Annotated in this window: 25 protein-coding genes, 1 pseudogene and 1 riboswitch; of the genes and pseudogenes, 21 read left to right on the forward strand and 5 right to left on the reverse strand. The window is 34.7% G+C overall.

What is annotated here, in order from left to right:
* Positions 1-606 precede the first annotated feature (606 nt).
* Positions 607-861, forward strand: coding sequence for a hypothetical protein (locus HNQ94_RS05115; protein ID WP_174495174.1), 255 nt, complete (start codon positions 607-609; stop codon positions 859-861).
* Positions 862-1,057: 196 nt separating this feature from the next.
* On the opposite strand, the gene HNQ94_RS05120 is transcribed toward HNQ94_RS05115, so the two are convergent.
* Positions 1,058-1,609: a DUF3231 family protein gene (locus HNQ94_RS05120; protein WP_174495175.1), complete on the reverse strand. Its 552-nt coding sequence runs from the start codon at positions 1,607-1,609 to the stop codon at positions 1,058-1,060.
* 172 nt (positions 1,610-1,781) lie between these two features.
* Positions 1,782-1,867, forward strand: a riboswitch (cyclic di-GMP riboswitch).
* Between the two features lie 107 nt (positions 1,868-1,974).
* Between HNQ94_RS05120 and HNQ94_RS05125 the strand changes: the two genes are divergently transcribed.
* On the forward strand, positions 1,975-2,682 hold the full coding sequence (locus HNQ94_RS05125) for a nuclease-related domain-containing protein (RefSeq protein ID WP_174495176.1): 708 nt from the start codon (positions 1,975-1,977) through the stop codon (positions 2,680-2,682).
* Between the two features lie 55 nt (positions 2,683-2,737).
* On the opposite strand, the gene HNQ94_RS05130 is transcribed toward HNQ94_RS05125, so the two are convergent.
* Entirely contained in the window at positions 2,738-3,292 is a 555-nt protein-coding gene (locus tag HNQ94_RS05130; RefSeq protein ID WP_174495177.1) for an NADPH-dependent FMN reductase, read from the reverse strand.
* Between the two features lie 181 nt (positions 3,293-3,473).
* On the opposite strand from HNQ94_RS05130, the gene HNQ94_RS05135 reads away from it, so the two are divergent.
* The 6 genes from HNQ94_RS05135 (at position 3,474) to HNQ94_RS05160 (ending at position 10,263) form a co-directional block, all read left to right on the forward strand.
* Positions 3,474-3,896 carry an RrF2 family transcriptional regulator gene (locus HNQ94_RS05135; RefSeq protein WP_174495178.1) on the forward strand — a complete coding sequence of 141 codons (423 nt, stop codon included), beginning with the start codon at positions 3,474-3,476 and terminating at the stop codon, positions 3,894-3,896.
* 127 nt (positions 3,897-4,023) lie between these two features.
* A complete protein-coding gene (locus HNQ94_RS05140) occupies positions 4,024-4,518 on the forward strand; it encodes a Crp/Fnr family transcriptional regulator (protein WP_174495179.1) in 495 nt (164 codons plus the stop codon).
* A 51-nt stretch (positions 4,519-4,569) separates the two neighbouring features.
* On the forward strand, positions 4,570-4,944 hold the full coding sequence (locus HNQ94_RS05145; protein ID WP_174495180.1) for an IDEAL domain-containing protein: 375 nt from the start codon (positions 4,570-4,572) through the stop codon (positions 4,942-4,944).
* A gap of 30 nt (positions 4,945-4,974) precedes the next feature.
* Positions 4,975-5,739 (forward strand): NRDE family protein, encoded by a 765-nt coding sequence (locus HNQ94_RS05150; RefSeq protein WP_174495181.1) that lies wholly within the window; start codon positions 4,975-4,977, stop codon positions 5,737-5,739.
* A 303-nt stretch (positions 5,740-6,042) separates the two neighbouring features.
* On the forward strand, positions 6,043-7,923 hold the full coding sequence (locus tag HNQ94_RS05155) for a sensor domain-containing diguanylate cyclase (protein WP_174495182.1): 1,881 nt from the start codon (positions 6,043-6,045) through the stop codon (positions 7,921-7,923).
* A gap of 120 nt (positions 7,924-8,043) precedes the next feature.
* A complete protein-coding gene (locus tag HNQ94_RS05160) occupies positions 8,044-10,263 on the forward strand; it encodes a beta-propeller domain-containing protein (protein WP_174495183.1) in 2,220 nt (739 codons plus the stop codon).
* 65 nt (positions 10,264-10,328) lie between these two features.
* Here HNQ94_RS05160 and HNQ94_RS05165 read toward each other — a convergent pair whose 3' ends face one another.
* On the reverse strand, positions 10,329-11,243 hold the full coding sequence (locus tag HNQ94_RS05165) for a hypothetical protein (protein WP_174495184.1): 915 nt from the start codon (positions 11,241-11,243) through the stop codon (positions 10,329-10,331).
* Between the two features lie 282 nt (positions 11,244-11,525).
* On the opposite strand from HNQ94_RS05165, the gene HNQ94_RS05170 reads away from it, so the two are divergent.
* Both HNQ94_RS05170 and HNQ94_RS05175 read left to right on the forward strand, forming a co-directional pair.
* Positions 11,526-12,581 carry an LLM class flavin-dependent oxidoreductase gene (locus HNQ94_RS05170; RefSeq protein WP_174495185.1) on the forward strand — a complete coding sequence of 352 codons (1,056 nt, stop codon included), beginning with the start codon at positions 11,526-11,528 and terminating at the stop codon, positions 12,579-12,581.
* 69 nt (positions 12,582-12,650) lie between these two features.
* Entirely contained in the window at positions 12,651-12,851 is a 201-nt protein-coding gene (locus HNQ94_RS05175; RefSeq protein WP_174495186.1) for a hypothetical protein, read from the forward strand.
* Between the two features lie 359 nt (positions 12,852-13,210).
* Here HNQ94_RS05175 and HNQ94_RS05180 read toward each other — a convergent pair whose 3' ends face one another.
* A complete protein-coding gene (locus tag HNQ94_RS05180) occupies positions 13,211-13,615 on the reverse strand; it encodes a ribonuclease HI family protein (RefSeq protein ID WP_174495187.1) in 405 nt (134 codons plus the stop codon).
* 244 nt (positions 13,616-13,859) lie between these two features.
* On the opposite strand from HNQ94_RS05180, the gene HNQ94_RS05185 reads away from it, so the two are divergent.
* From HNQ94_RS05185 to HNQ94_RS05230, 10 genes and pseudogenes are all read left to right on the forward strand, one after another.
* Complete coding sequence (locus HNQ94_RS05185; RefSeq protein WP_174495188.1) at positions 13,860-14,426, forward strand: sugar O-acetyltransferase; 567 nt, start codon at positions 13,860-13,862, stop codon at positions 14,424-14,426.
* A 366-nt stretch (positions 14,427-14,792) separates the two neighbouring features.
* The gene (locus tag HNQ94_RS05190) at positions 14,793-15,362 is read left to right on the forward strand and encodes a CBO0543 family protein (protein WP_174495189.1); all 570 of its coding nucleotides are present in this window, start codon (positions 14,793-14,795) and stop codon (positions 15,360-15,362) included.
* 289 nt (positions 15,363-15,651) lie between these two features.
* On the forward strand, positions 15,652-16,545 hold the full coding sequence (locus HNQ94_RS05195) for a 3-hydroxyacyl-CoA dehydrogenase (RefSeq protein WP_174495190.1): 894 nt from the start codon (positions 15,652-15,654) through the stop codon (positions 16,543-16,545).
* Positions 16,546-16,769: 224 nt separating this feature from the next.
* Entirely contained in the window at positions 16,770-17,549 is a 780-nt protein-coding gene (gene fabI / locus HNQ94_RS05200; protein WP_174495191.1) for an enoyl-ACP reductase FabI, read from the forward strand.
* Positions 17,550-17,643: 94 nt separating this feature from the next.
* Positions 17,644-18,186: a GNAT family N-acetyltransferase gene (locus HNQ94_RS05205; RefSeq protein ID WP_174495192.1), complete on the forward strand. Its 543-nt coding sequence runs from the start codon at positions 17,644-17,646 to the stop codon at positions 18,184-18,186.
* A gap of 145 nt (positions 18,187-18,331) precedes the next feature.
* Positions 18,332-18,880, forward strand: a pseudogene (locus HNQ94_RS05210) (SDR family NAD(P)-dependent oxidoreductase); the annotation flags it as partial.
* Positions 18,881-18,929: 49 nt separating this feature from the next.
* Positions 18,930-19,295 (forward strand): hypothetical protein, encoded by a 366-nt coding sequence (locus tag HNQ94_RS05215; protein ID WP_174495194.1) that lies wholly within the window; start codon positions 18,930-18,932, stop codon positions 19,293-19,295.
* 26 nt (positions 19,296-19,321) lie between these two features.
* Positions 19,322-19,969 carry a uridine kinase family protein gene (locus HNQ94_RS05220; protein ID WP_174495195.1) on the forward strand — a complete coding sequence of 216 codons (648 nt, stop codon included), beginning with the start codon at positions 19,322-19,324 and terminating at the stop codon, positions 19,967-19,969.
* A 310-nt stretch (positions 19,970-20,279) separates the two neighbouring features.
* Complete coding sequence (locus HNQ94_RS05225) at positions 20,280-20,681, forward strand: sporulation protein (protein ID WP_174495196.1); 402 nt, start codon at positions 20,280-20,282, stop codon at positions 20,679-20,681.
* Between the two features lie 24 nt (positions 20,682-20,705).
* Positions 20,706-21,467: a MeeY/MeeF family manganese export membrane protein gene (locus HNQ94_RS05230; RefSeq protein ID WP_174495197.1), complete on the forward strand. Its 762-nt coding sequence runs from the start codon at positions 20,706-20,708 to the stop codon at positions 21,465-21,467.
* A gap of 164 nt (positions 21,468-21,631) precedes the next feature.
* On the opposite strand, the gene HNQ94_RS05235 is transcribed toward HNQ94_RS05230, so the two are convergent.
* On the reverse strand, positions 21,632-21,910 hold the full coding sequence (locus HNQ94_RS05235) for a VOC family protein (protein ID WP_174495198.1): 279 nt from the start codon (positions 21,908-21,910) through the stop codon (positions 21,632-21,634).
* 246 nt (positions 21,911-22,156) lie between these two features.
* Here HNQ94_RS05235 and HNQ94_RS05240 point away from each other — a divergent pair, with 246 nt between their 5' ends.
* Complete coding sequence (locus tag HNQ94_RS05240; protein ID WP_174495199.1) at positions 22,157-22,954, forward strand: aspartyl protease family protein; 798 nt, start codon at positions 22,157-22,159, stop codon at positions 22,952-22,954.
* The last annotated feature ends 63 nt before the right edge of the window (positions 22,955-23,017 follow it).

Raw genomic sequence — 23,017 nt, forward strand, 5'->3', positions numbered from 1 at the left:
TACGAATATAACCATAATCGATATCAATGGGGCTTAAATAAAATGACCCCGGAAGAATTCCGGGGCCATTTAATAGCCGTATAGGCGCTTTTTTTAAACTGTCCGTAAACGGGGTTACAGTTCAATCATCAGATGATGGTCTTTTATTTTTTGGGTGTTGGAATATTAAATTTGGGCAAACCGCTATTGATGGTATATACCTTAACACGAAAAAGGATTTAGTAAAGGTCCTGGTAAGATAAAAGTATTTGATTTAAATGGCAATGAAGCGAATGTACAATAAGAGTGGAGAATAGGAGTTGAGTAATTGAAAATTAACGAAGCAGGTAGAAGCAGGCAGGCTAGTTCATATATTATGCAGTCTTTTAAAATAATGTTATTAGGAATTCTGTCATGATTTTGAGGCTATATTTGGAAGAAAACTCATATATTGTACCTGGCGATGGTGAATTTTTCATTATGGTTATAGGTGTGTTTAATAACTATTTTGGGATTTTTTAAAAAAGTTAAATCTGAGTAACTATTTTTTCCAAGAAATATGTTAAGGTTTTTATTGTGTGAATATTCTTTATTTTAATAAAACTGTCGTTAATTGGAGGGATGAAATTGAAAAGGTTAGATTTTTTAGGGGCTCTTTTTTTTATATCAGGCATACTATTATATGGGATTGTACATCTTGCCATAGCTAATTATGTTCCTAATATGGGGGGATGGAGCACCCCACCAGGTAAATTTGCTATTGCTCGTGATGACACCATGTTAAACGTGCCATACTTTTTAAGTATTATTCTTATTATAGTTGGTTCCATTATTCTTTTTCTAAAAGAATTAAAAGCTTTTATCAACAAGTTTGACAACTAACATGGGCCTTAGTACATATATGATAAACATTTGTAAAAAGCACCGCATAATGCGGTGCAATTAGAGAGAGTATTATATACGTGTATATGTGATGATTGCGCAACCTGTTAGCTTTATAGAATGTTTATCCTTGTTAATGAGTCTAAACAGAAGGGAATTGAAAATAACACTAGTTAACAATTGTATAGATACATCATTATTGTTGCTTAGGCATACCGGGAGGATAGTAATAAGGTGGTACTTTAGCCCATCCTCTTTCCCTCATTTTCTGTCTTAAAGAATTTCCAAACTTTATTTTTTCCATCATACAATGGGTAAACAATGCTCCCAGATCTGTTCTTATTGATTGACTAGCACCTGTTGCACAATGTATGACAGCTGTAACTGTCTTCATACTTAAACCATTCATAATCTCTTCGTCTGTAAGTTTTGCTCCTAATGGTACTTGATTTGGTTCAGATTCGGGACGATCTTCGCTTGTATTCGCTAAAGGGATTCCCTCAGACACCATAAGCTTTTTGAAGCGTTTGACCTGTGTATCGCACTGCTTCAAACTTTCATTTAAAAATTCTTTTACTTCATCATCACTTGTTGTGTTCAAACCAATTTGAATAAAGATTGTTGCCTCATCCATTAAAGTCAAAAACATCCAACAACTCATCACTTCTCCTACATGAAGTGGGTTTTTAGGTTCCGTATCTAAATTCATTTGTAAGTAATCCTTCATCGATTCGAATATATTTGTCATAATCAATCCTCCAAACACTATTTAACAGTTGTTTTTTCCAAATTTAAGGAAAAAATACATAAAAAGTTAGATAATAAAAGAAAGAGGTCATATAAACTCGACAAATTTTGCGTTTTCTATCTATACAGTTACCTGTCGATTATTGTATACTTAACCATATTCATACTTTCGTACTAGATAAAGGCAAACTTGCTGAAAAGTAAGGACGCAAAGCCATGGGTCTAAAGTCATGCTGACTAAGATTGCCAGGTTGCCAATGGAGTAAGAGCTAACCTCATATTGGCTATGAGGTTTTTTGTTTTTTTAAATACAATGCAAGAACGATCGAAAGTAGAAAAGTTTATCGACTAGGGGGAGTAACACATATGGCTAACATTCATGAAGGAGAAAATCAATTAAAAGCACAAGCAAACAAATCTTTAACTCTAGCAATTTTCTTTTTAGCATTTCCAGCTATTTATTTCTTAGTTTTTTCACAAGGTTTTCATTTTGACGGATTCTTTCATTTGGTACCGATATTACTTGGAGGAATTGGCGTTCATTTTTTACATAGATTTCAAGCGTTAAGATCTGGTATTAAAGGAGAATCTCGAACAGCTAATGTGTTAAGAGGGTTACCAGATGGATATGAAGTGTTTAGTTCTGTCAGCCTCTCGACAAAGGAAGGCACAGCTGAGTATGACCATATTATTGCAGGAGAAAACGGTCTTTTCGTTGTAGAAGTAAAAAACCATAACGGTACGATTAAAGGTTCAGAGGAAGAACATTCGTGGACCCAACATAAAGTAGGACAAAAGGGTGGACAGTATTCAAAACAAATGAGAAACCCTGTTAAGCAAGTGAGGAGGCAGGTATATATTTTGTCAAATCACTTGAAAGAAAATGGGGTAAATGTATGGATTGAGGGTGTGGTGTTTTTCTCCAACCCGAAAACCAAAGTCCATGTTCGGACAGAAAAGACTCCCGTATTTCACTCGCCTGAACAACTGAGTCATTATTTGAATACGTATGTACCGAAACGAAAAGCAGACAACGTAGTCTTGGAAAAAGTGAAAAGCCTTTTATTGAAATAAGGAATAGGTGCCTGGTGCTTTGGAGATTGTGTACCAGACACCTATTTATCATTTACTATCTAATTGCCTTCAGCGCATTGCTCCAAGATATCACTTGGTTAAATAAGGAGTCAACAGCATCTTTGTGGTGGTCTCCTGGTTTAAACTCACTAAAGTTTTCAAAATCAGTAAATAGAGAAAAACCGACTTGTGAACGAACATCCGCAAGCTGAAGTTCAGCTGCAATCATTCTTAAATTTTCAACAGCACGTGCTCCTCCCAAGCTACCATAGCCGACAAAACCACACGCTTTGTTATTCCACTCATTATATAAGTAATCAATAGCGTTTTTTAGCGCTCCGCTTGTCGCATGATTGTATTCTGGAGTTACAAATATATATCCATCAAAACTTGCAATTTTTTCAGACCATTTTTTCGTGTGCTCATGTTGATATTGACCCATGGATGGAGGGACCGGTTCATCTAATAGTGGTAAATTATAATCTGCAATATCGACTAGTTCAAAGTCAGAATCAGTTCTATTTTGTGCCGCCTCGTAAATCCATTTTGCAACAGCCTCCCCATTGCGACCAGGGCGTGTACTACCTAGAATAATTCCTATTTTAATCATTATTTTGCCTCCTAGCATTTATCTTCCTTACTATTCATTCCCTATATTTTTATTCTAAAACGATAGGAAAAAGCTTATTCTTTGACCCAGTAAGTCAAAAAACTTAACTCTTGACACTATGTACTGTAACCATTACTATTACATTTAATATTAACGGACGCGTAATATTAGGAGGAAAAAAATGACTAGTGACTTTACACTTGCTGTACACAGCTTAACTCTACTTTCACTACTACCTGATCGAATGTCAACTAGTGATGCGATAGCCGAAAGTGCTTGTGTTCATCCAGTTCGGATTAGAAGGGTGCTAAGTTTGTTAAGAAACAACGGTTTGATACAGACAAAAGAAGGAACTGGTGGTGGATTTATCTTTACAGCAGATCCTAAAGAAGTTACCTTGAGGGCTATATTTAAAATTACTTCTGAAGGTGCGATTCAACCAAAGTGTCCAAATCAAAATGATCAATGTGTTGTCGGTTCTAATATGAAAAATGTCTTATTTTCTATTTTTTCAGACGCTGAAAATCATTTAGGTCAATTTCTTCATCAGTACACGATTGAGGATGTTGCATCGTTAGTCCATATGAGACATGAAGCCCTTTAATTGACGGGGATATATGATGGATGTTATACAAGACACTATATAAAAGAAATGAGTTTGCTACTTTGTCACATAAATGTAAAGAAAAAAATTACAGTTGAAAGGAGAGATTCCCGTGGGAGCAATTTCCTTGAAGCATAAAAGGATGAATGAAAAAAAGAAAGAGGAAAAGCTAAACACTTTTGGAAATAAAACAAAAATAGACCAAAATGAAATTATTTTTAGTCCAGAGAAAAAAATGAATGAAGCTTTCTATTTATTAGATGGCTTTATCGAGGTCATTAATCGAGAAACATGTGTGTCACGACTTGTTGGTCCTGGAGAATTTTTTGGCGATCGATCTATTTTTGAATCAGATGTTATTTATGCGGAAGCATTAACACCTGTTCATCTGATTCGTATAGATGGGGAGAATTTTAACCGATTACTATATAGTGATGCAAACCTTGCAATGGATATTACAGCCAGTCTGTCGAAGCATCATTTATTTTTAACGAATAAACAAAATGTCCTATCACAAGTAAAAGAACTTTTCTCACATATGAAAAAGAGGTATCCCATTAAGTTTTTATTAAAGAGTCAAAAGAAAAAAGGGAGAAATGGTTCTGTGTGTTGTAGTAACTAAACGGAGTTAACGAATGTAAATTCCTATCTGGTATAAAAGGTGGTGACGTTCATGGAAAACATAAATCAAATTTTAAGAGAAGGCGATTGGGTAAAAGGCGTAGGTAAACACGGCGAACTCATACATGGATTTGTGGTGAAATTTGATATACACACTTCTAAGCTGACCATTAAAGTTGTTCAGAGTGACAATGAATTAATTATCGGGAAAGTAGTTCGGCTTGACCAAAGAGAAATTAAGAAAATCGAGCCTTTATGGAGTTATTCAGAGAAGGAGCTAGAAGCTTTAATTGATTTAGCACTATCTAGTAGGGACGAAGCTTGGTTTATTAAATTGACCGATCAATTAATGAAACAAAGAAGCAATGATCTGAATAGTAAAGGCAATCCAATGAAAAACAGTAGGTATCAAACAGCTAGAGAATAGTTTCTTCTAGTTAGAATTAGAGGTGAAATCATGTGTCTGATAAGCTTTGCGTATGGAATAGACTCAACTTATAAATTAATTGTTGGAGCAAATCGCGACGAATTTTTCACAAGACCGACAGCACCTGCTCATTATTGGGACGATGACAATAATATATTGGCAGGAAGAGACTTAGAAAAAATGGGCACATGGATGGGGGTCTCAAAGCAAGGGCGTTTTGCTGCTCTAACGAACTATAGAGACCCAAATGAAAATTCAATAAACAAGCGTTCTCGTGGGGAATTGGTGAGTAACTTCCTAATGAGTGAAGAGGAGCCTTTACATTACGTACAAACAGTCCAGGAACATCATGATCAGTACCCGGGATTTAACCTTCTCGCCGGTGATATACATTCCTTATTTTATTACTCCAATAAGGAAAACAAAATCCGACTACTCGAGCCTGGTATTTATGGCCTTAGTAATCATTTATTAGATACTCCTTGGCCCAAAGTTGACAAAGGGAAAGAAGGATTAACAAATTGTTTAAATGACGGTATTAATAGTATCGAACGTTTTAAGAGCTGTGTCTTTTCAAGTTTACAAAACGCAGAGCCAGCTAAAGATGAAGTGTTACCGAAGACAGATATTGGATTAGAATGGGAAAGAAAACTTTCACCTATGTTTATTCAAACCCCAGACTATGGGACAAGATCCTCTACAGTGTTATTGATGAATCAAGAAGAAGTTCATTTTGAAGAGCGAGTTTTTTCAAAAGAAGGCAATCATAATAACGTATTTACGTTCAAAATTTAGTTAGATTCTTAATAGGTCGTAGAGAAAGATATAAATAAACTGTAAGATCAATAGCATTTTATATACATCAAATGGTCTTCTAAATCCTCACTAATTAATAAATAATATAGGAAAGCTGCTGGAAAAAATTCAGTAGCTTTTTTTTCATTAACAAGATTATATCTTTGAGAAAAAGGACGAAAGATGTCGATGTTGTGTTAGGGTAACTGGAAGTTTCATGGTATAATTTATTATATTTTTACTAATTGTGGAAATATACTGAAAATGCTAGCTACCGTAACAGGTCAACACAGGGGTGATACAATGCATCGGAAAAGAGGATTAATTATAGCTTTTGTTGCCATAGCTCTCGTGTTTTTTATTGTTATTCAAAATAAAACATACGAAGATTCTATGAAACTGGTAGCTGATAATGGTGTGATAGATTTAGAGGATTGGTCCTTTACAGAACAAGGTTCCTTGAATTTATATGGAGAATGGGAATTTTATTGGGACAAAATACTATCACCAGACGAACTTAAGCAGATAGAAGAAAAACAATATTTTACTGTTCCGAATGAGTGGACATCTTATGAGGAAATGGGAGCTGAAAATAAAGGTGTTGCTACATACAGGCTAATACTTCAAAATGTACCTTCGACTCAAAACTTAGGGATAAAAGTTTCTAAAATACCATCTGCTTATACCATATATGTCAATGGTGAATTAGTGGGACAAGACGGTAAAATCGGATTTTCCAAAGATGAGGAAACACCTGTTTATGTTCCGAAACTACATACATTTTCCGTGCAAGAAGATCAAATAGAATTGGTGATTCATGCGTCTAATTTTCATTATCGTTCTGGTGCGATTCGAGGGGATATTAAGATAGGCGAAGTAAGTCAGCTTATTCAGGATAGAGAGCAGAAAATTGCTTTTCAAATGTTTATTTTCGGTGGCTTATTATTGCTAGGGTTATATCATATTGCCTTATTCATTTATCGCAAAAAAGATTATATTTCGTTAAACTTCGGCCTAATGTGTCTATTAATTGGATTGAGAACTAGTCTGCTAGGGGAAGTGTATTTTGCTGAACTTTTTCCTAACATTCCGTTAATTATCCAAACAAAACTTACATTCTTAGCTTATTACATGAGCATTCCATTTTTTGCATGGTTCCTTTTTTATCTATTTAGAGAAGAATCCTCAAAAATGATGACCTATGCTATAACCGTCATTTCGGGTGTTTTTAGTCTAATTGTTATCTTCACACCAATTACCATATTTACATCAACCATAACCTTATTTTATCCATATACAGTTGCACTAGCTTTTTACGTTTTATTTATCTTTTTGAAGGCTTATTTTAAAGAGAAACCAGGATCCTTTACGCTTACCCTTTGCGCAATGTTTTTAGCAAGCACTGCTTTTTACGATTTATACTTGTATCGTTTAGATTTAAACACAGGTGACTATGTTTCATTTGGGTTGTTTGTTTTTGTTATTGGTCTTGGGTTAGTAAACTCACAATTACTTGCAAATTCGTATATGAAAATAGAATCGATGCATTCGTTTTTGCAGCAATGGAACAATGAATTAGAAAAAACGATTGAAGAACGAACGGAAGAGCTAAAAAATGCGAATAAAAGATTAGAGCAGCTGTCCTTTAAGGACGGATTAACAGACATTCCAAATCGCCGTTATTTTGATGAAGTTTTACACAAAGAGTGGGAAAAAGGAATTAAAAGTAATCAAGCATTGTCACTATTATTAATCGATATTGACTTCTTTAAGCTATTCAACGATAACTACGGTCATTTGACAGGGGATGAATGCTTAAAGCTTGTTGCAAAAATGCTAGATGAATCAATGACTGAGAGAGCGACTGTTGCTAGATACGGTGGGGAAGAATTTGCTGTAATCTTACAGGACACAGAATACGAGGATGCAATAGTAGTCGCAGAAAAACTAAGAAAATCTGTATTTGACAAAAGATTAGAACATGATCAGTCACCTTACCTTTATATCACGTTAAGTATTGGGGTTGCGACAATCTACCCTTCGGGTGATGTGGAAGTCAATACGATTATTGCATGTGCAGATGATGCACTTTATGAAGCAAAAGAGAAAGGCAAAAATAGAGTAGAGGGTTTTTTCTCCAAAGGAAAAGGAATGAATACCCATCAATCGATAACTAAACATTAATATGCTGACTGTACATCCCAGAAAACACCTACCTTTAACTTAATTGTTACAATTGTGTAACAAAAGTGTGAGCTTACCGTCTAATCTAAAAAGAGCTTAAAGAAACGGGGTGTTAGAAACATGAAAAAAGCCTTATGGTTGCTGTGTATAATGAGCATTATTGGGATTACAGTCATAAGCACTAACTTAGTTTCTGACGATGTGGAGGCGAAAATACCTTCTGCTTCTAGCTACGCACCAACCTTTAAAGACTGGTCTATTTATTTTTCAGAATCTATGAATCCTGATACGTTTACAAATGATACGGTGGCAGTGTTAGATAAACACCAAAATGCTGTTGCTGTTACTTTTGAGTGGAACGAGGATAATACGATCCTTACAGTAAAGTCCCCTGAAAATGGATACATCCTTGGAGGTAACTATCAAATAACACTATCGGATAAAGTGGAAACTATGGATGGGAAAAACTTATCTACGTATTACACGCATTCCTTTCAAGCAGTAGAAGAATTGCCAAAAATTAAGAATAAAGAGCAATTACTGGCATTATTAAAGGAACGAATGGAATTGCGTCCACAGCAGCTTTATAGTGTGGATGAAACCGCTGAGGCTGCTGATAGCGGAGAGGAGAAACCTGCGAGCAACGATAGCTCCACCTCCGAAACCAATGTCCAAGTTGCTGGAATTGACGAAGGGGATTCGGTTAAAACAGATGGCAATTACCTTTATTTTGCTAGAGACAATGACATTGTGATTGCTTCAACCAACGGAAACGACAGTAAAGTGATTAGCACGATTCACGAAGAAGCTTACCACATGCCAGAATTATTTCTTCATGAAAACTTATTAATTAGTATAGGTAGAACGCACGAACCGATAAGGGAGTTACATGAAACAGCAAGTGCGAATGAAAAAATGACAGACTCTTTTATGCCATATTCTTCTCAAACGTCGGTTTACATTTATGATGTTTCTGACAAAGCGAACCCTAAACGAATTCGAGAATTTACAATGGAAGGTTCCTTGACTTCATCAAGAAAGATGGATGGTTTCTTATATTTCGTCGTTAATAATCACCCACCCTATCATTATTTCCGAGAAGAAGGGGATTTAGAGGATGTAGATATCCGACCTTTCGTGAAGGATACTGCTGTTAGTAACCAGGGGCAACCAGTTGATTTCGATAGTATGTATTTCTTTCCGGAAAGTACAGAAGATCAATTTATGTTACTCAGTTCCATTGATCTAAACAATATGGAAAAAGAAGCAAATGTGGAAACGTATTTAGGTGCTTCTAATCAATTATATATGTCTGAAAATCACCTCTATACAGCTGTTAACAAGTATGTAACATCAGGCACAGATGATAAGAAAGACATAATGATTGCACAGCCAGCGGATACTGAAATCGTACAGTTTAAGATTGATAATGGTTTGATTAAGTACAATGCTTCCACTGTTGTGAATGGAACGTTAATCAACCAATTTGCGATGGATGAGCGCAATGATACATTCCGAGTAGCAACTACTAAAGGTGATATGTGGAGAGAAGAGGCTCCATCTACGAATAATTTATATACGTTTGATATTCACTTAAACCCACTTGGAAAAGTAGAAGGGCTTGCAGAAGGAGAACGTATTTATAGTGTTCGATTTATGGAGAATGTAGCATACATGGTTACATTCAAACAAGTTGATCCATTGTTCGTGATTGATCTGCAAGATGCTGCAAACCCGAAAGTGCTAGGGGAATTAAAAATCCCTGGTTTCAGTAATTATTTACATCCATTAGATGATGATCATGTTATTGGATTTGGTCAACATACGGAATTAGTAGATGTAGAATGGAGTAAAGAACCTCAAGTTCGGCAACGAGGTTTGAAAATTTCTGTATTTGATGTCACTGATCCAGCAAACCCAAAAGAAAAGTTTACCGAAATTCTTGGAGAAGAAGGCTATTCTGAAGTGAACCATAATCACCGGGCATTGTATAAACACCCAGACAAAAATTTGTTTGGTTTTCCTGCTCAATTATTTGAACTGAAAACCGTTCAAAAGGGTGATGCGGTATACGAGGAACATTCTTTTGTTTATGAAGGTGCCTTTTTATACAATATTTCTCCAGAAACAGGCCTAACATTAAAAGATACTATTACTCATCAGACCCAAACAGAAGATATGCGACACCCCGAATGGGAAAGTCAAATGAAACGAATGGTATCAGTAGGAGAGACACTCTATACCTTGTCCTTTGATCAAATGAAGGTTTATGACATGAATGAAGAACGAATTGTTAAAACCATACCATTTCCTCAAAACGAGAAAAGTTACTACAGATAATGTAAAAGGGTAGCAAAAGCTGTATAAGAGCTTTTGCTACCCTTTTTATTTTGAAAATACTTATCCTAGTAAACAGTTACAATGTTTAATTGTGTATCTACATCATAAATATAATCGTCTTTATCGGTAATTTCATAACCGATGATTTTGTAAGACTCTAAAGGAGAGGCTGGTTCTGGGTATACAGTAGCATTAGATTCTCCTACGGAATCCCCATTCATTAGTGTATCATATACGGAAATGTCCTCCACTAAGGTTACACCATTTTCAAATGTCATTTTAACATCAAAGCTAATTTGTTTTGCTGGAATTGGAGAATTGTTTTCAATGTTGTATGAATACTCCACTCCACCTGCACTATCGATGTTCCCATTTGGCGTAATTTCTAACGTGAAATCTTCAATATTAAACGCAACGTCGTCTATTACATTTTCAAAACCGTACTCATAAATATCGGCAGTTTCTAATTGTAGATCCACTTCATAATAAGTGCCCTCTGCATCTAAAACGTTGTAAGCGATGACTTCATAAGATTTAATGAGTGAAGCAGGTTCTGGATACACTGTATTATTAGAATCCCCAATTGATTCCCCAGCTAAAATAGTTGTATACATATCGATATCTTCTGTCATTGTTTGTCCATCTTCAAATTCTAATTTAACTGTTGCAGAAAACTCTTGCACTGGAATGTCAGAATTGTTTTGAATGTTGTAAGAATATTCGACACCACCAGCACTATCAATATTTCCATTCGGAATAATTTCTACTACAAAATCATCAGCGTAAAACGGAACTTCTGATTGTTGCTCTTCGGTAGGTTTCTCCATTTGCTCTTGTTCCTCTACTTCATTTTCAGGTGCGCTTTCCGTAACACCTTCTTCATTATTTTCATCTTGCTCAGTCTGTTCAGGAGATTCTCCACAACCTCCAATAAACAGGATAAAAACAAAAGATAAGAGAACGATGCTGACTTTTTTCATAATGTATCATCTCCTTAAAAAAATTATATTACTATATTTAATACACCAGTGTAATTAAAACATATAAGAACAGTGCCTGTCACTACCCGATAAATATTGTTTCACAAAATGTTTCACGGCTATTTTAGTATTTCCTTAACTGAATATCTTATAAAAAAGTGGGAATTTTTATTATTCGGAAGCGTTCTTTTTTGTTATATGAGTATTAATCAGTTAGGATATTAATATGAATTCATACATACATAGCAAAAACCCTATAAAATTACTGTGGGAGGATTATATATGGAGATAGGAATAAGCACTTTTGTCGAAACGACACCAGATACAAAAACGGGTAAAGTTATTAGTCATTCGGAACGATTACGAAATGTAGTAGAAGAAATAGTTCTAGCAGATGAGGTTGGACTGGATGTTTTTGGGGTAGGGGAACATCATCGTGAGGATTTCGCAGCATCATCTCCGGCTGTTGTTTTAGCGGCAGCAGCATCTCGTACGAAACGGATTCGTTTAACAAGTGCAGTTACCGTACTTTCCTCTGATGATCCAGTACGAGTTTTTCAAGACTTTGCAACAGTTGATGCCATTTCAAATGGAAGAGCTGAAATTATGGCTGGACGAGGTTCTTTTATCGAATCGTTTCCGTTGTTTGGTTATGATTTAAAGGACTACAATGAGTTGTTTGAAGAAAAGTTAGAATTGTTGTTAAAAATCCGCGAGTCTGAAAAAGTAACTTGGAAAGGCGGACACCGCCCTGCCATTAACAATTTAGGGGTGTATCCAAGACCAGTCCAAGATCCGTTGCCAGTATGGATTGGTAGTGGGGGTAATCAAGAATCTGTCGTACGTGCTGGTTTACTTGGACTTCCATTGGTGTTAGCAATTATTGGTGGACGACCGCTTCAGTTTGAACCACTCGTTCAACTTTATAAAAAGGCACTTGCACATGCTGGATATGACCCAGCTAAATTCCCTGTCGCCTCTCACTCTCATGGATTCGTTGCAGATAGCATGGATGAGGCAGCAGATAAATTTTTCCCTTCTACACAACACGTGATGAATAAATTAGGACGTGAACGTGGGTGGGGGCCTTATGATAGAACAAGCTTTGACGCTGCTAGAAGTTTTGAAGGAGCACTTTATGTAGGTGATACTGAATATGTAGCAGAAAAAATCATTCATCTTCGGAAAAACGTTGGCATCACACGTTTCATGCTTCATACACCGGTAGGATCTATGCCACATGATGAAGTGATGAGATCGATTGAACTGTTGGGGAAAGAAGTTGCACCGAGAGTTCGTGAAGAAATTGCAAAATGGGAAGCGGAAAAAGAAAGGTAATACGTAAAAGTATGTAGAAGTTTAAATGATAAAAACTGTTTAATTGCGTTTCCCTAAAGAGGTGAATGAATGGTCATACAATCAAATATGTCTCCAAAAGCAATTGTAGGTGTTTGGAGAGAAACAGAAATAATACTCAACCAACATAAGGTTCCCCTTATTGATTTAGCATTGAGAGAACTGGTTGAAAACGAACTTCTACCTTCCCTACTTCAACACCTAAATGAAGTAGTTGGAAGTTCTTCCGAAACCTGCATAGAAGGTGGCTGACAAGTGCCAACTAAAAAGGAGTAGGTTACTTCTTATTATAAAGCTTTATATTGAAATAGAAAGAAAAGAACCTATGCTGGACAAATGAGATTGAGGTTTTCATCTGTCCAGTATTTTTGTTACTCACTAAATTTTATTTGCATACGATCTTAGTAAGCGCTTCCCCTTTTTAGTTAAATATACATTTTTATCTGTTAATAGTTTCCTGGCCAGACTAGGAGTCATTTCGTAACTTTTGTTTTTGGCCATATTGATTCCCTCCTTCCTATTAACACTATTAGTATATTCAACTTTAGTAGAAAGGAGTGGACAAGAAACTCAACACATTAACATAATTTTATAGGACTAGTGATAGTGATCTAACCCAGATTCTCATTCTGCATGTGTATTGCTTTTCTAGCTAATTGATCAGCGTTTTTATTGTTTTTCTCTGGAATCCATTTAATAAAAAAATGGGGGAAAGAAGCCGATAATTCTCGTATTTTGTCTAGGTAAGGAAGAAAGCTCTTATTTTTCGTGTAATCATTATCTACCACATTTACAACTATTTGAGAGTCGGAACGTAAGGAAAGTATTTCTTCAGGAAAGGATTCCTTGCAGACTTCCAGCGCTTTTATTACTGCCATAAATTCTGCCTCGTGATTCGAAAGGGTTCCTAATGGAAAGATGTGCTCAAAATTTTCTTCTTTAGCTTTTATATAAACGCCAGCTCCACTTGTACCTGGATTTCCTTTTGATGCTCCATCGGTATAGACTTCTATCAACCTATATTCTCTCCTTCTTTGTTTTGGAAATTTGTATTTCGATTATAACAGTATGATCCAGCTATTTCATCTTAAGAAAATAAGTAGAGGTGTATATAGTGGTTTTGCTTCGTTTTAAACACAAAAAGATATCTGACTAATAATGATAAAATAAAAAAGGTTTGTGAAATGGTTACTTCAAATAAAAACTTATTTTTGTTTCATAAAGTAATGAATATAAATATTTAATAAAGGGGTTCTTCAAATGAAAACAGAGAAAGAAAAAATGTTAGCGGGAGAAATGTACAATCCATCTGATTCAGTATTAATAAAGGAACGGGAGGAGGCAAGGCGAAAAGTTAGAATCTATAATCAAACTTTAGAAGCTGAAGGAGAAGAACGATTAAAAATATTACTGGAATTACTTGGTTCAACTGGAGAAAACGTTTATATGGAGCCGAATATTCGTTTTGATTATGGTTATAACACACACGTTGGAAAAAACTTTTTTGCAAATTTCGACTGTACTATTTTAGATGTTTGTGAAGTGCGATTTGGGGACAATTGTATGCTAGGACCTGGCGTACAAGTCTATACGGCTACACATCCACTAAATCCAACTGAACGCAATTCCGGTAAAGAATTCGCAAAGCCGATTACTATCGGAAATAATGTATGGATTGGTGGACGTGCAATAATAAACCCAGGTATAAATATAGGAAATAACGTTGTAATCGCATCAGGTGCAGTAGTAACTAAAGATGTTAGCGATAATTTAGTAGTTGGTGGTAATCCTGCCAAAGTAATTAAACAGATTGAACTTGAACTCTAAGTCAATTTCTCATTTATAAGAGTGAATCAACTCATGTGTGGTAAGCGAATAATTTCTATTACTAAAATTCTACATATTAGGATTTGAGCACAAAGTTCATATTAAGAACACTATTGGTGTAGCTATTTGAATATAAAATTAATTCTACCTAGGGTTCGTTTTTTAGATAATTATCTCTCTAGAATAACTTTCTTTCTTTTTTTATTTTGTTTAACGGCTTTGAAAATTTTGTAATGTTGATTCTTTCCGAAGGTGATTTCTATTCATAAAAACCTCTAAATGAAATATAAAGGATATATTCAAATAGTATTGTTAAAAATGAAAAGGATACTAGGTCACAAAAAAATGGATGGATGAATAGTCAAAATGGACATTAAGATAAAAAACGCGCTTCATTCAAGGGAATTACAAGATATACTTAGTCGAACAGACATTCAATATTGGTTAAAATATGAGCTGCTTTCTTGGAATTGGTGGATTCTTGTTTTATTTGCCATATTGCCTTGGGTAATTTGGATTAGAATTTTTGACAGAAAACGAACGATGGAATTAATTCTATTTGGTGCATTAGTTGTCATTCCTACTACATATTTAGATGCTATAGGAAATGATTTGCGATTTTGGATGTACCCAACAGAACTTATACCAGTAACACCTAGGGCTATTGCATTTGATATGTCTTTAGTCGTTGTACCTTATATGTTAATTTACCAATATTTTAGTTTTTGGAAATCTTTCATTATTGCCTTGGTCTCTATGGCTTTCATTTTTGCATTTATTGGTGAACCTATAAGCCATTTATTACATTTGGTATATTATTTTAAATGGAAATATATTTATTCTTTTGTGTATTACATAGTTCTTGGGTTGGTAGGTAAAGCAATTTTAGAAAAGGTAAAAAAGATGTATTCTTTAAATAACTTGGGAAAAAGATAAACAGGATAATCAATGAATTAGTCATTATGCATGCGGGTATTATATAGTAAAATGAAGGGGTCTCAGTTCTGTGTATGATACTTTATCCATCTAAGGTAAGAACTTAAAGGTTGTTTGGGATTTTTAGCTTTCCATTTAATCATCAGTGTATGAAATTATATTTTCATACCTTAAAAACTTCTAGTAAAGCTTATTCCTGTTGAACTAATGCATAGTAGTTAAATAGAAAAAAAGTAGAAGTAATAAAGCAAAAACAATTATCAAATATAATATTTAAAGGAGAATAACAATGGATTTTAAAAAAATTATGGTTGCTGGTAGTGGTGTCTTAGGTTCCCAAATCGCCTTTCAATCTGCCTTTTTTGGCTATAATGTAAGCGTTTATGATATTAATGACGATGCAATTCAAGCAGGAAAAGAGCGTATTACAAAATTAAAAACTGTTTATGCCAACTTTTTTAAAAATGAAGAAAAAGCTGAGGTTGCATTAGGACGTTTGTCATTCAGTTCGGATATAGCTGTTGCATCGAATGACGTTGATTTAGTAATTGAAGCTGTACCTGAACGTGTAGATATTAAACAAGACTTTTACCAAAAGCTTGCAGCTGTTGCATCTGAGCAAACAGTATTTGTTTCAAATTCTTCCACTATGTTACCAAGTCAATTTGCAGAGTTTACCGGCCGCCCAGAGAAATTCTTGGCGCTACACTTTGCGAATTCTATCTGGCAAAATAATACTGCTGAGATTATGGGTCATCCTGGTACTGATAGCAAATATGTGGAAAAAGTAACAGATTTCGCACGTTCAATCGGAATGGTTCCATTTGTACTGAAAAAAGAACAACCAGGTTACATCTTAAACACATTATTAGTACCGTTCTTAAATGCAGGATTAACTTTATGGGCAAATGACATTGCAGAGCCACATACCATTGATAAAAACTGGATGATTTCAACTGGTTCTCCCAGAGGTCCATTTGCTATCTTAGATGTCATAGGTATGGAAACGCCATACAACTTGAACAGAGCACGTGCTGAATTAGACCCAGCTTACGGTGAAATTGCAGATAAACTGAAGTCAGAAATGATTGATAAAGGAAAAATGGGAATAGCTACTGGGGAAGGCTTTTACAAATATCCAAATCCCGAATACGCTGATCCAAATTTTTTAAAACAAAACTAAACTATAAATAGATTGTATTATCAAACACCCCTTTTATTTTTAAAGAGGTGTTTGTCTGTTTTGAAGTCATATTTTTTATTTGTTTTATACGCGATATATATTTTGTTTTTATAAGAAAGAAACTTGTGCTGATAAAGCATTTGGTTTAATAAGGGAATATGATATACTATCGATTAGTACCTGGTATTAAATTTAGATAAACATATTAAACTTAGGAGGACCAAATGGAAGATTTACTTAAACTAAAGGGTAAGAATATTGTAATTATGGGAGTTGCAAATGAACGTAGCCTTGCTTGGGGTGTAGCTAATTCACTTTATAAAGCGGGCGCTAATCTTATTTTTACCTATCGATTAGAGCGTTCACTAAAAAAGATAAATAAGTTATTAATGGAATATAATCATTCTGATCAATTAATCGTTCAATGCGATGTGAACGATGATGACAGTATTAAAGATGCATTTCAAGAAATTGGTGGAAAGGTAGGAACTATCCACGGAATTGTACACTCAGTAGCATTTGCCCATTCTGAAGATTTAAAAGGGGAGTTTATCAATACTTCAAGATCTGGATATGCTTTTGCTCAAGATACTAGCTCTTACTCACTAATTGCTGTTGCAAGAGAAGCAAAACCTTTTATGACTGAAGGTGGTTCTATCATAACAATGAGTTACCTTGGAGCTGAAAAAGTTGTACCTGGCTATAACGTTATGGGGGTAGCTAAAGCAGCCCTTGAGTCATCAGTAAAATATTTGGCATTAGATTTAGGACAAGAAAATATTCGTGTCAATGCTATTTCTGCCGGGGCGATTCGCACACTTGCTGCTAAAGGAGTAGGTTCTTTTAACGAAATACTTCATAAAATTGAAGAGACTGCACCTTTAAAAAGAAATGTTACAAAAGAAGAGGTTGGCGATATGACTCTCGCCATGCTTAGTAATCTATCTAGAGGAGTTACAGGTGAAATTATTTATGTAGATTCAGGCTATAATATAATTGGATAGGCTCTTTTAATAGGTTATGTGAACAAAGGTCGCTGAGGCGACTTTTTTTCTTGCTCACCACCGGTAAGCAATCACATGTAAAGAAGGTATTGAAATGGATTTGAAATTAGAAACCAATCGCTTAACTCTACAACCATTTATAAAAGAGGATGCAACTAGGATAAGAGACCTGGCTAACGATAAAGAATTGTCAGCTATCCTTGGCCTTCCACACCCATACGAACTGCAATATGCAGAGGATTGGATTGAAATGCAACCTAAACAGATTAAAGATGGAGTTGAATACCCGTTAACAATATTAGGTAAAGAGATTATGGAAGTAATAGGAACTATTACGTTACGAATCGATAAAGGTAATAATAAAGGTGAACTAGGTTATTGGATAGGAAGAAATTATTGGGGTAACGGGTTTGCAACAGAAGCAGTAAATAGGGTAGTAGAACTTGGATTTAACGAATTGAATTTAAACAAAATTTGGGCATCAGCCGTTACCAAAAATAAAGCCTCCAAAATAGTTTTGGAGAAAGTTGGTTTAAAAAAAGAAGGAACATTAAGACAAAATAGACTTCTTCATAACAAATATGAAGACATTGATATTTATGGTATTTTACGAAACGAGTATTTGAACGAATCATAAAAGAAGATAATCATCTAAGTGATTGCCTTCTTTGTTTTCTTATGATTTTAAAAATAACCTTTCATTACCTATATGGTATAATGCGAATGTATGTTCGTTATGGGTGTTTTGTAGAACAAATTGCTAGTGAAAGGATAGTGTAAAGATGAGTAGTTTAAAAGGGAAGATTGCAGTTGTAGCAGGTGGAACACGAGGAGCTGGTCGAGGTATTGCGGTTAAATTAGGTGAAGCAGGAGCTACTGTGTATGTAACGGGAAGAACCACCACAAATAAACAGTCTCCGATGGGCCGAAAAGAAACTATTGAAGAAACAGCAGAATTAGTAACGAATGCTGGTGGAATAGGGATACCTGTAAGAGTAGATCACACTATTGAATCTGACGTTATTAGTTTATTTGATCGCATAAAACAGGAACAAGGCAGACTAGATATACTAGTGAATGATATTTGGGGTGGGGATCCCCTGACGGAATGGGGAAAACCAATAGGAGAACACGATTTAGATAAAGGTCTTAAAATACAAAAACAGGCTGTTCAATCCCATATTATTACTGCTCATTATAGTATTCCTTTGTTAATAGAAAATAAAAGTGGCCTTATCATAGAAATTACAGATGGAGTGGACTATTCGCCTCGTGGAAATTTTTATTACAGTCTAGCTAAAATTTCTAATATACATATGGCCCAGGTTCTTAACTCTGGTAAAATAAGGAATAAAAAATTAGAATTCAGGGAGAAATGTGATGAAGTTTAAAAATATTATTATTCTACTTTCAGTATGTTTAAATATTTTATTTGGATGCCTATTTTTTAATGAGAGTATAAAAAAAGATCCTCTTGATGTTGGATTATCCTTTAAAGAAGCAGTTCGTGTTGAAAATTATGCACTTGCCAAAACATTTATAGCTAAAGGCAGGGACGAATATATATCTGATGAAAAGCTTAAGAAAGTAAACGAAGTGATGGGTACTGGTACAAGTTTTACAACCTATGAATTATTAGAATTTGATAACGGAGAAATGGTTTTACTTAACTTAACTACAAATAATAACTATGAAATACAAGATATTATAATAATTCCTGAAGATTTAAAGTTTATTTTTAAATAACATTTACCCTAATAAGGGGGAGAACGATGGACGAACTAGTAGAAAGTATAGCTAAATTGATAAACCAACAAGATGAACAAATAATTATCGGTATTTCAGGGCATGGCGCTTCAGGAAAAACAACGTTTGCGCATAAACTTGTAAACCTTCTGGGCCAAAGTAATATTAATTATATTAATACGGATCCGTATATTATAGGTTCCAATATTCGAAAGTTCACATTGATAGATTATGAATATAATAAGGAAAACCACCAGTATAAAATGACAGCTTGTCATCCATCAGCTCACCATTTACCGGCTTTAGAAAGAGACATAAAAATGATTAGAGATGGTGTAGACTTTTATTCCATAGGTACGCCTTATTCGAAAAGTGCCTTAATTTCTTCTCGGAGCAAAGTAAACATTGTGGAAGGTATGACAGTAGCATTTATAAATCCGGATTTATTTGATTTAAAAATTTACTTATATACTGATGGAGAAACTGAGTTAATTAGAAGAGGTATTCGAGATGTATCAGAAAGAGGAACGAATTTAAATTTTTTAAACCAATCTCATAGTGAACGTAGAATTCAATATGATTTATTTATGCACCACTATCTCCATAATTTTGACATTGTTATAAAAAATTCAAACGAAGATTTTAGCTTAGAAAAATGGGACCTTCACTATTAATTGAATCGACTATCATTTTATATGACATAGTTTACTGGAACGAATAAAAAATTTAATTGACTTTTTTTAAGTCGCAATATAAGATTACGTTATAAGTTAATAGTTAGCTCCTAAAGGGGAGTAGCTTTTACAACAAGGTCGTCATTTCAGAGTTTAACACTCTCGGCTTTGTTGGCAACTGATGATGTTGTTAGCAAGACCTTTATCTGTTGGTAAAGGTCTTTTTTGCTGTTTTAAAAACCTTTGCCAATCTATGGTAAAGGTTTTTTTGCTTTTATGTATGAAAAATAAAAATTTGGAGGAGAAAGCGATGTTCTTTAGAAAAACGATGTCCTTGTTAGGAATTGGCTCCACAAAAATTGATTTAGTATTGGAAAAGAGAAATTATTTTCCTGGAGATAAGGTTACTGGCTATTTTTTATTTAAAGGGGGAAATCTTGACCAATATATTAAACGTATAGACTGTGATCTGATAAAAGAAGATACCGAAAAGGATCAAGAGACCGTTATTGAAACAACAACAATATTGTCTTCAAGGGTAATCCAAGCAAATAAGGATGATAAATTATCTTTTACCTTTTCCATCCCGGAAGATGTGGAACCGTCTAGTAAAAATGTAATGTATTACTTTAAGTCAAAACTTTTCTTTCATGAGGGTGTTGAGAGCAAAGATCGTGACATCATTTATATAAAATCAAAAGTAGATAACTAACATTCGAACTAAGGGGGTTTATAAATGGAGCTATCCATTATATTAGAATACGCATGGGTCTTACTATTATTAATTGCTATTGAAGGATTACTAGCAGCAGACAATGCACTAGTGTTAGCTATTATGGTAAAGCATTTACCGGAAGAACAAAGAAAACGTGCATTGTTTTATGGTCTAGCAGGTGCTTTTGTTTTCCGTTTCGGATCACTGTTCGTCATATCTTTCCTCGTTAATGTATGGCAAGTACAAGCAATTGGAGCTCTATACTTGTTATTCATTGCATTCAATCATATATTTAGAAAATTAGTTGTTAAGAAAGCAAAAGATAAAGATAAAGCAGAAAAAAAGAAATCTGGTTTTTGGGGTACTGTTTTTAAAGTAGAATTAGCGGATATAGCTTTTGCTGTTGATTCAATTTTAGCTGCAGTTGCACTTGCTGTAACGCTTCCAAACACTAACCTTCCTAATATCGGAGGTCTGGATGGAGGGAAATTTCTTGTCATCTTTGCAGGAGGTTTAATTGGATTAATTATCATGCGTTTTGCTGCAAATTTCTTTGTGAAATTACTTCATACACGACCAGGATTAGAAATAACTGCCTTCCTAATCGTGGGGTGGGTAGGAGTAAAACTAGCTGTATATACGTTATCTCATCCTGATTTATCAATATTACCTGAAGGATTTGCTAAATCACCTGAATGGAAAATCACATTCTATGTTGTTCTCCTATTAATTGCGGCTGGTGGCTGGTTTTTATCCAAGGAAAAAAAGACGGAAGACTCATGACAATAAAAGAAAAGTGTTTCAGTTAAAAGCTGAAACACTTCTTTTGCATATCATTCAAAGAACTAAATCTAGCTATAGTGACGTCCCAAAATTAATTAACTGTAATACAAATAACAACTATCTTTACGTATAGAGCGAAACAAACATCTAGCAAGTACAGGCCATTAATACATTTCCGTCTGGATGTTCAAAGGTAAACCAAGCAAAGTGTTTTCACCAATGCGTTCAATTTTACGGACAATTGTCATACCCGATTGTTTGATGAAGGTATAGGAAGCGTCAATATCATCAACTAGTAAATTAATAATTGGATTAGCGCTTGTATCATGATAGAACTTTTCATCAAAATGATGACCATCTAAAGTCAATCCTGTTGTCGCTTGTATGGATACATCAAACACTGGTGATTTTATTTCATTTAAATCGACAGGAAAACCTAACAATTTACTGTACCACTCCACTGATTTTCGTAAATTTTTGACTTGAACAAATACAGTTCCCATTTCACATTAGAAGGAAGTTTGTTTTAACCCATTCATTCCTACACATCCTTCTGTAACTACTTCTATACATTTACTTCTACAATCTAGAAAGAAATCCTATTTCATTTGCTAGTTGGAGGAAAAAATGACTTGTTGGCGAATTTAGAAAGTGATTAACAGAATAGATTACTAAGTGGAGGAGAACAGATGAAGAGTTTTGATTTAATGATTAAGCTTGATGATGTAGAAAAAGATGCAGCAGAAATTTTAGTAGATGGAGTAATAGATGGTACTACATATCGCTTCCTTTTTGATACTGGTGCATCGACTACAAGAGTTAGAAATGACGATACTATAGCAAAGTTTGAATCTTTGGGAAGTAAAGACACATATGGTGTATTTTCTAAAATGAAAAATGAATTGATAGAGGTTTCAAGTTTATCACTAGGGCCGATTGTAAAAGAAAATTTTCAGATGGCAAGATATGAACAAGATTCAACTGCTCACAATATTATTGGTATGGATTTTTTGCATGATCACATTTATCACTTTGACTTTATACATAATAAAGTTTTCGTTGATGGGGTAGTAGACCAGCCTACAACTTACTTTACTTTACAAGTTGGTGATAAGGTTAAGCCATATGTTGAAGCATACATAGGCGATAGAAAAATGAATGCCATTTGGGATACTGGTGCAGGCATAACGGTGGTGGATAGTAATCTTATCCAACAATATTCTTCTTATTTTGAAGAGCTGGCAGCAGTGGAAGGAATAGACTCCACTGGAGCAGCTACAGAAACACCGCTATATATGATGCAGTCAATGGTAATTGGAAACGAGGTATTTCCTCCTCTAAAAGTAATTGCTATCGATTTATCACCATTAAATGCTAAATTAGAGAAGCCAATGGAAATAATTTTAGGTTATAATGCGTTAAATAAAGCGAACTGGTTATTAGATTTTCCAAATAAGAAGTGGGCTATTTTAAACATGAATAAGTAAAGAGTTGTGGGGCGGCTATAGTAGCTGCCCCCTTTATTTAATCAAAACGAGTGTGTGACAATT

It is taken from the genome of Salirhabdus euzebyi (assembly GCF_014207435.1).
GTDB classification, from domain to species: domain Bacteria; phylum Bacillota; class Bacilli; order Bacillales; family Alkalibacillaceae; genus Salirhabdus; species Salirhabdus euzebyi.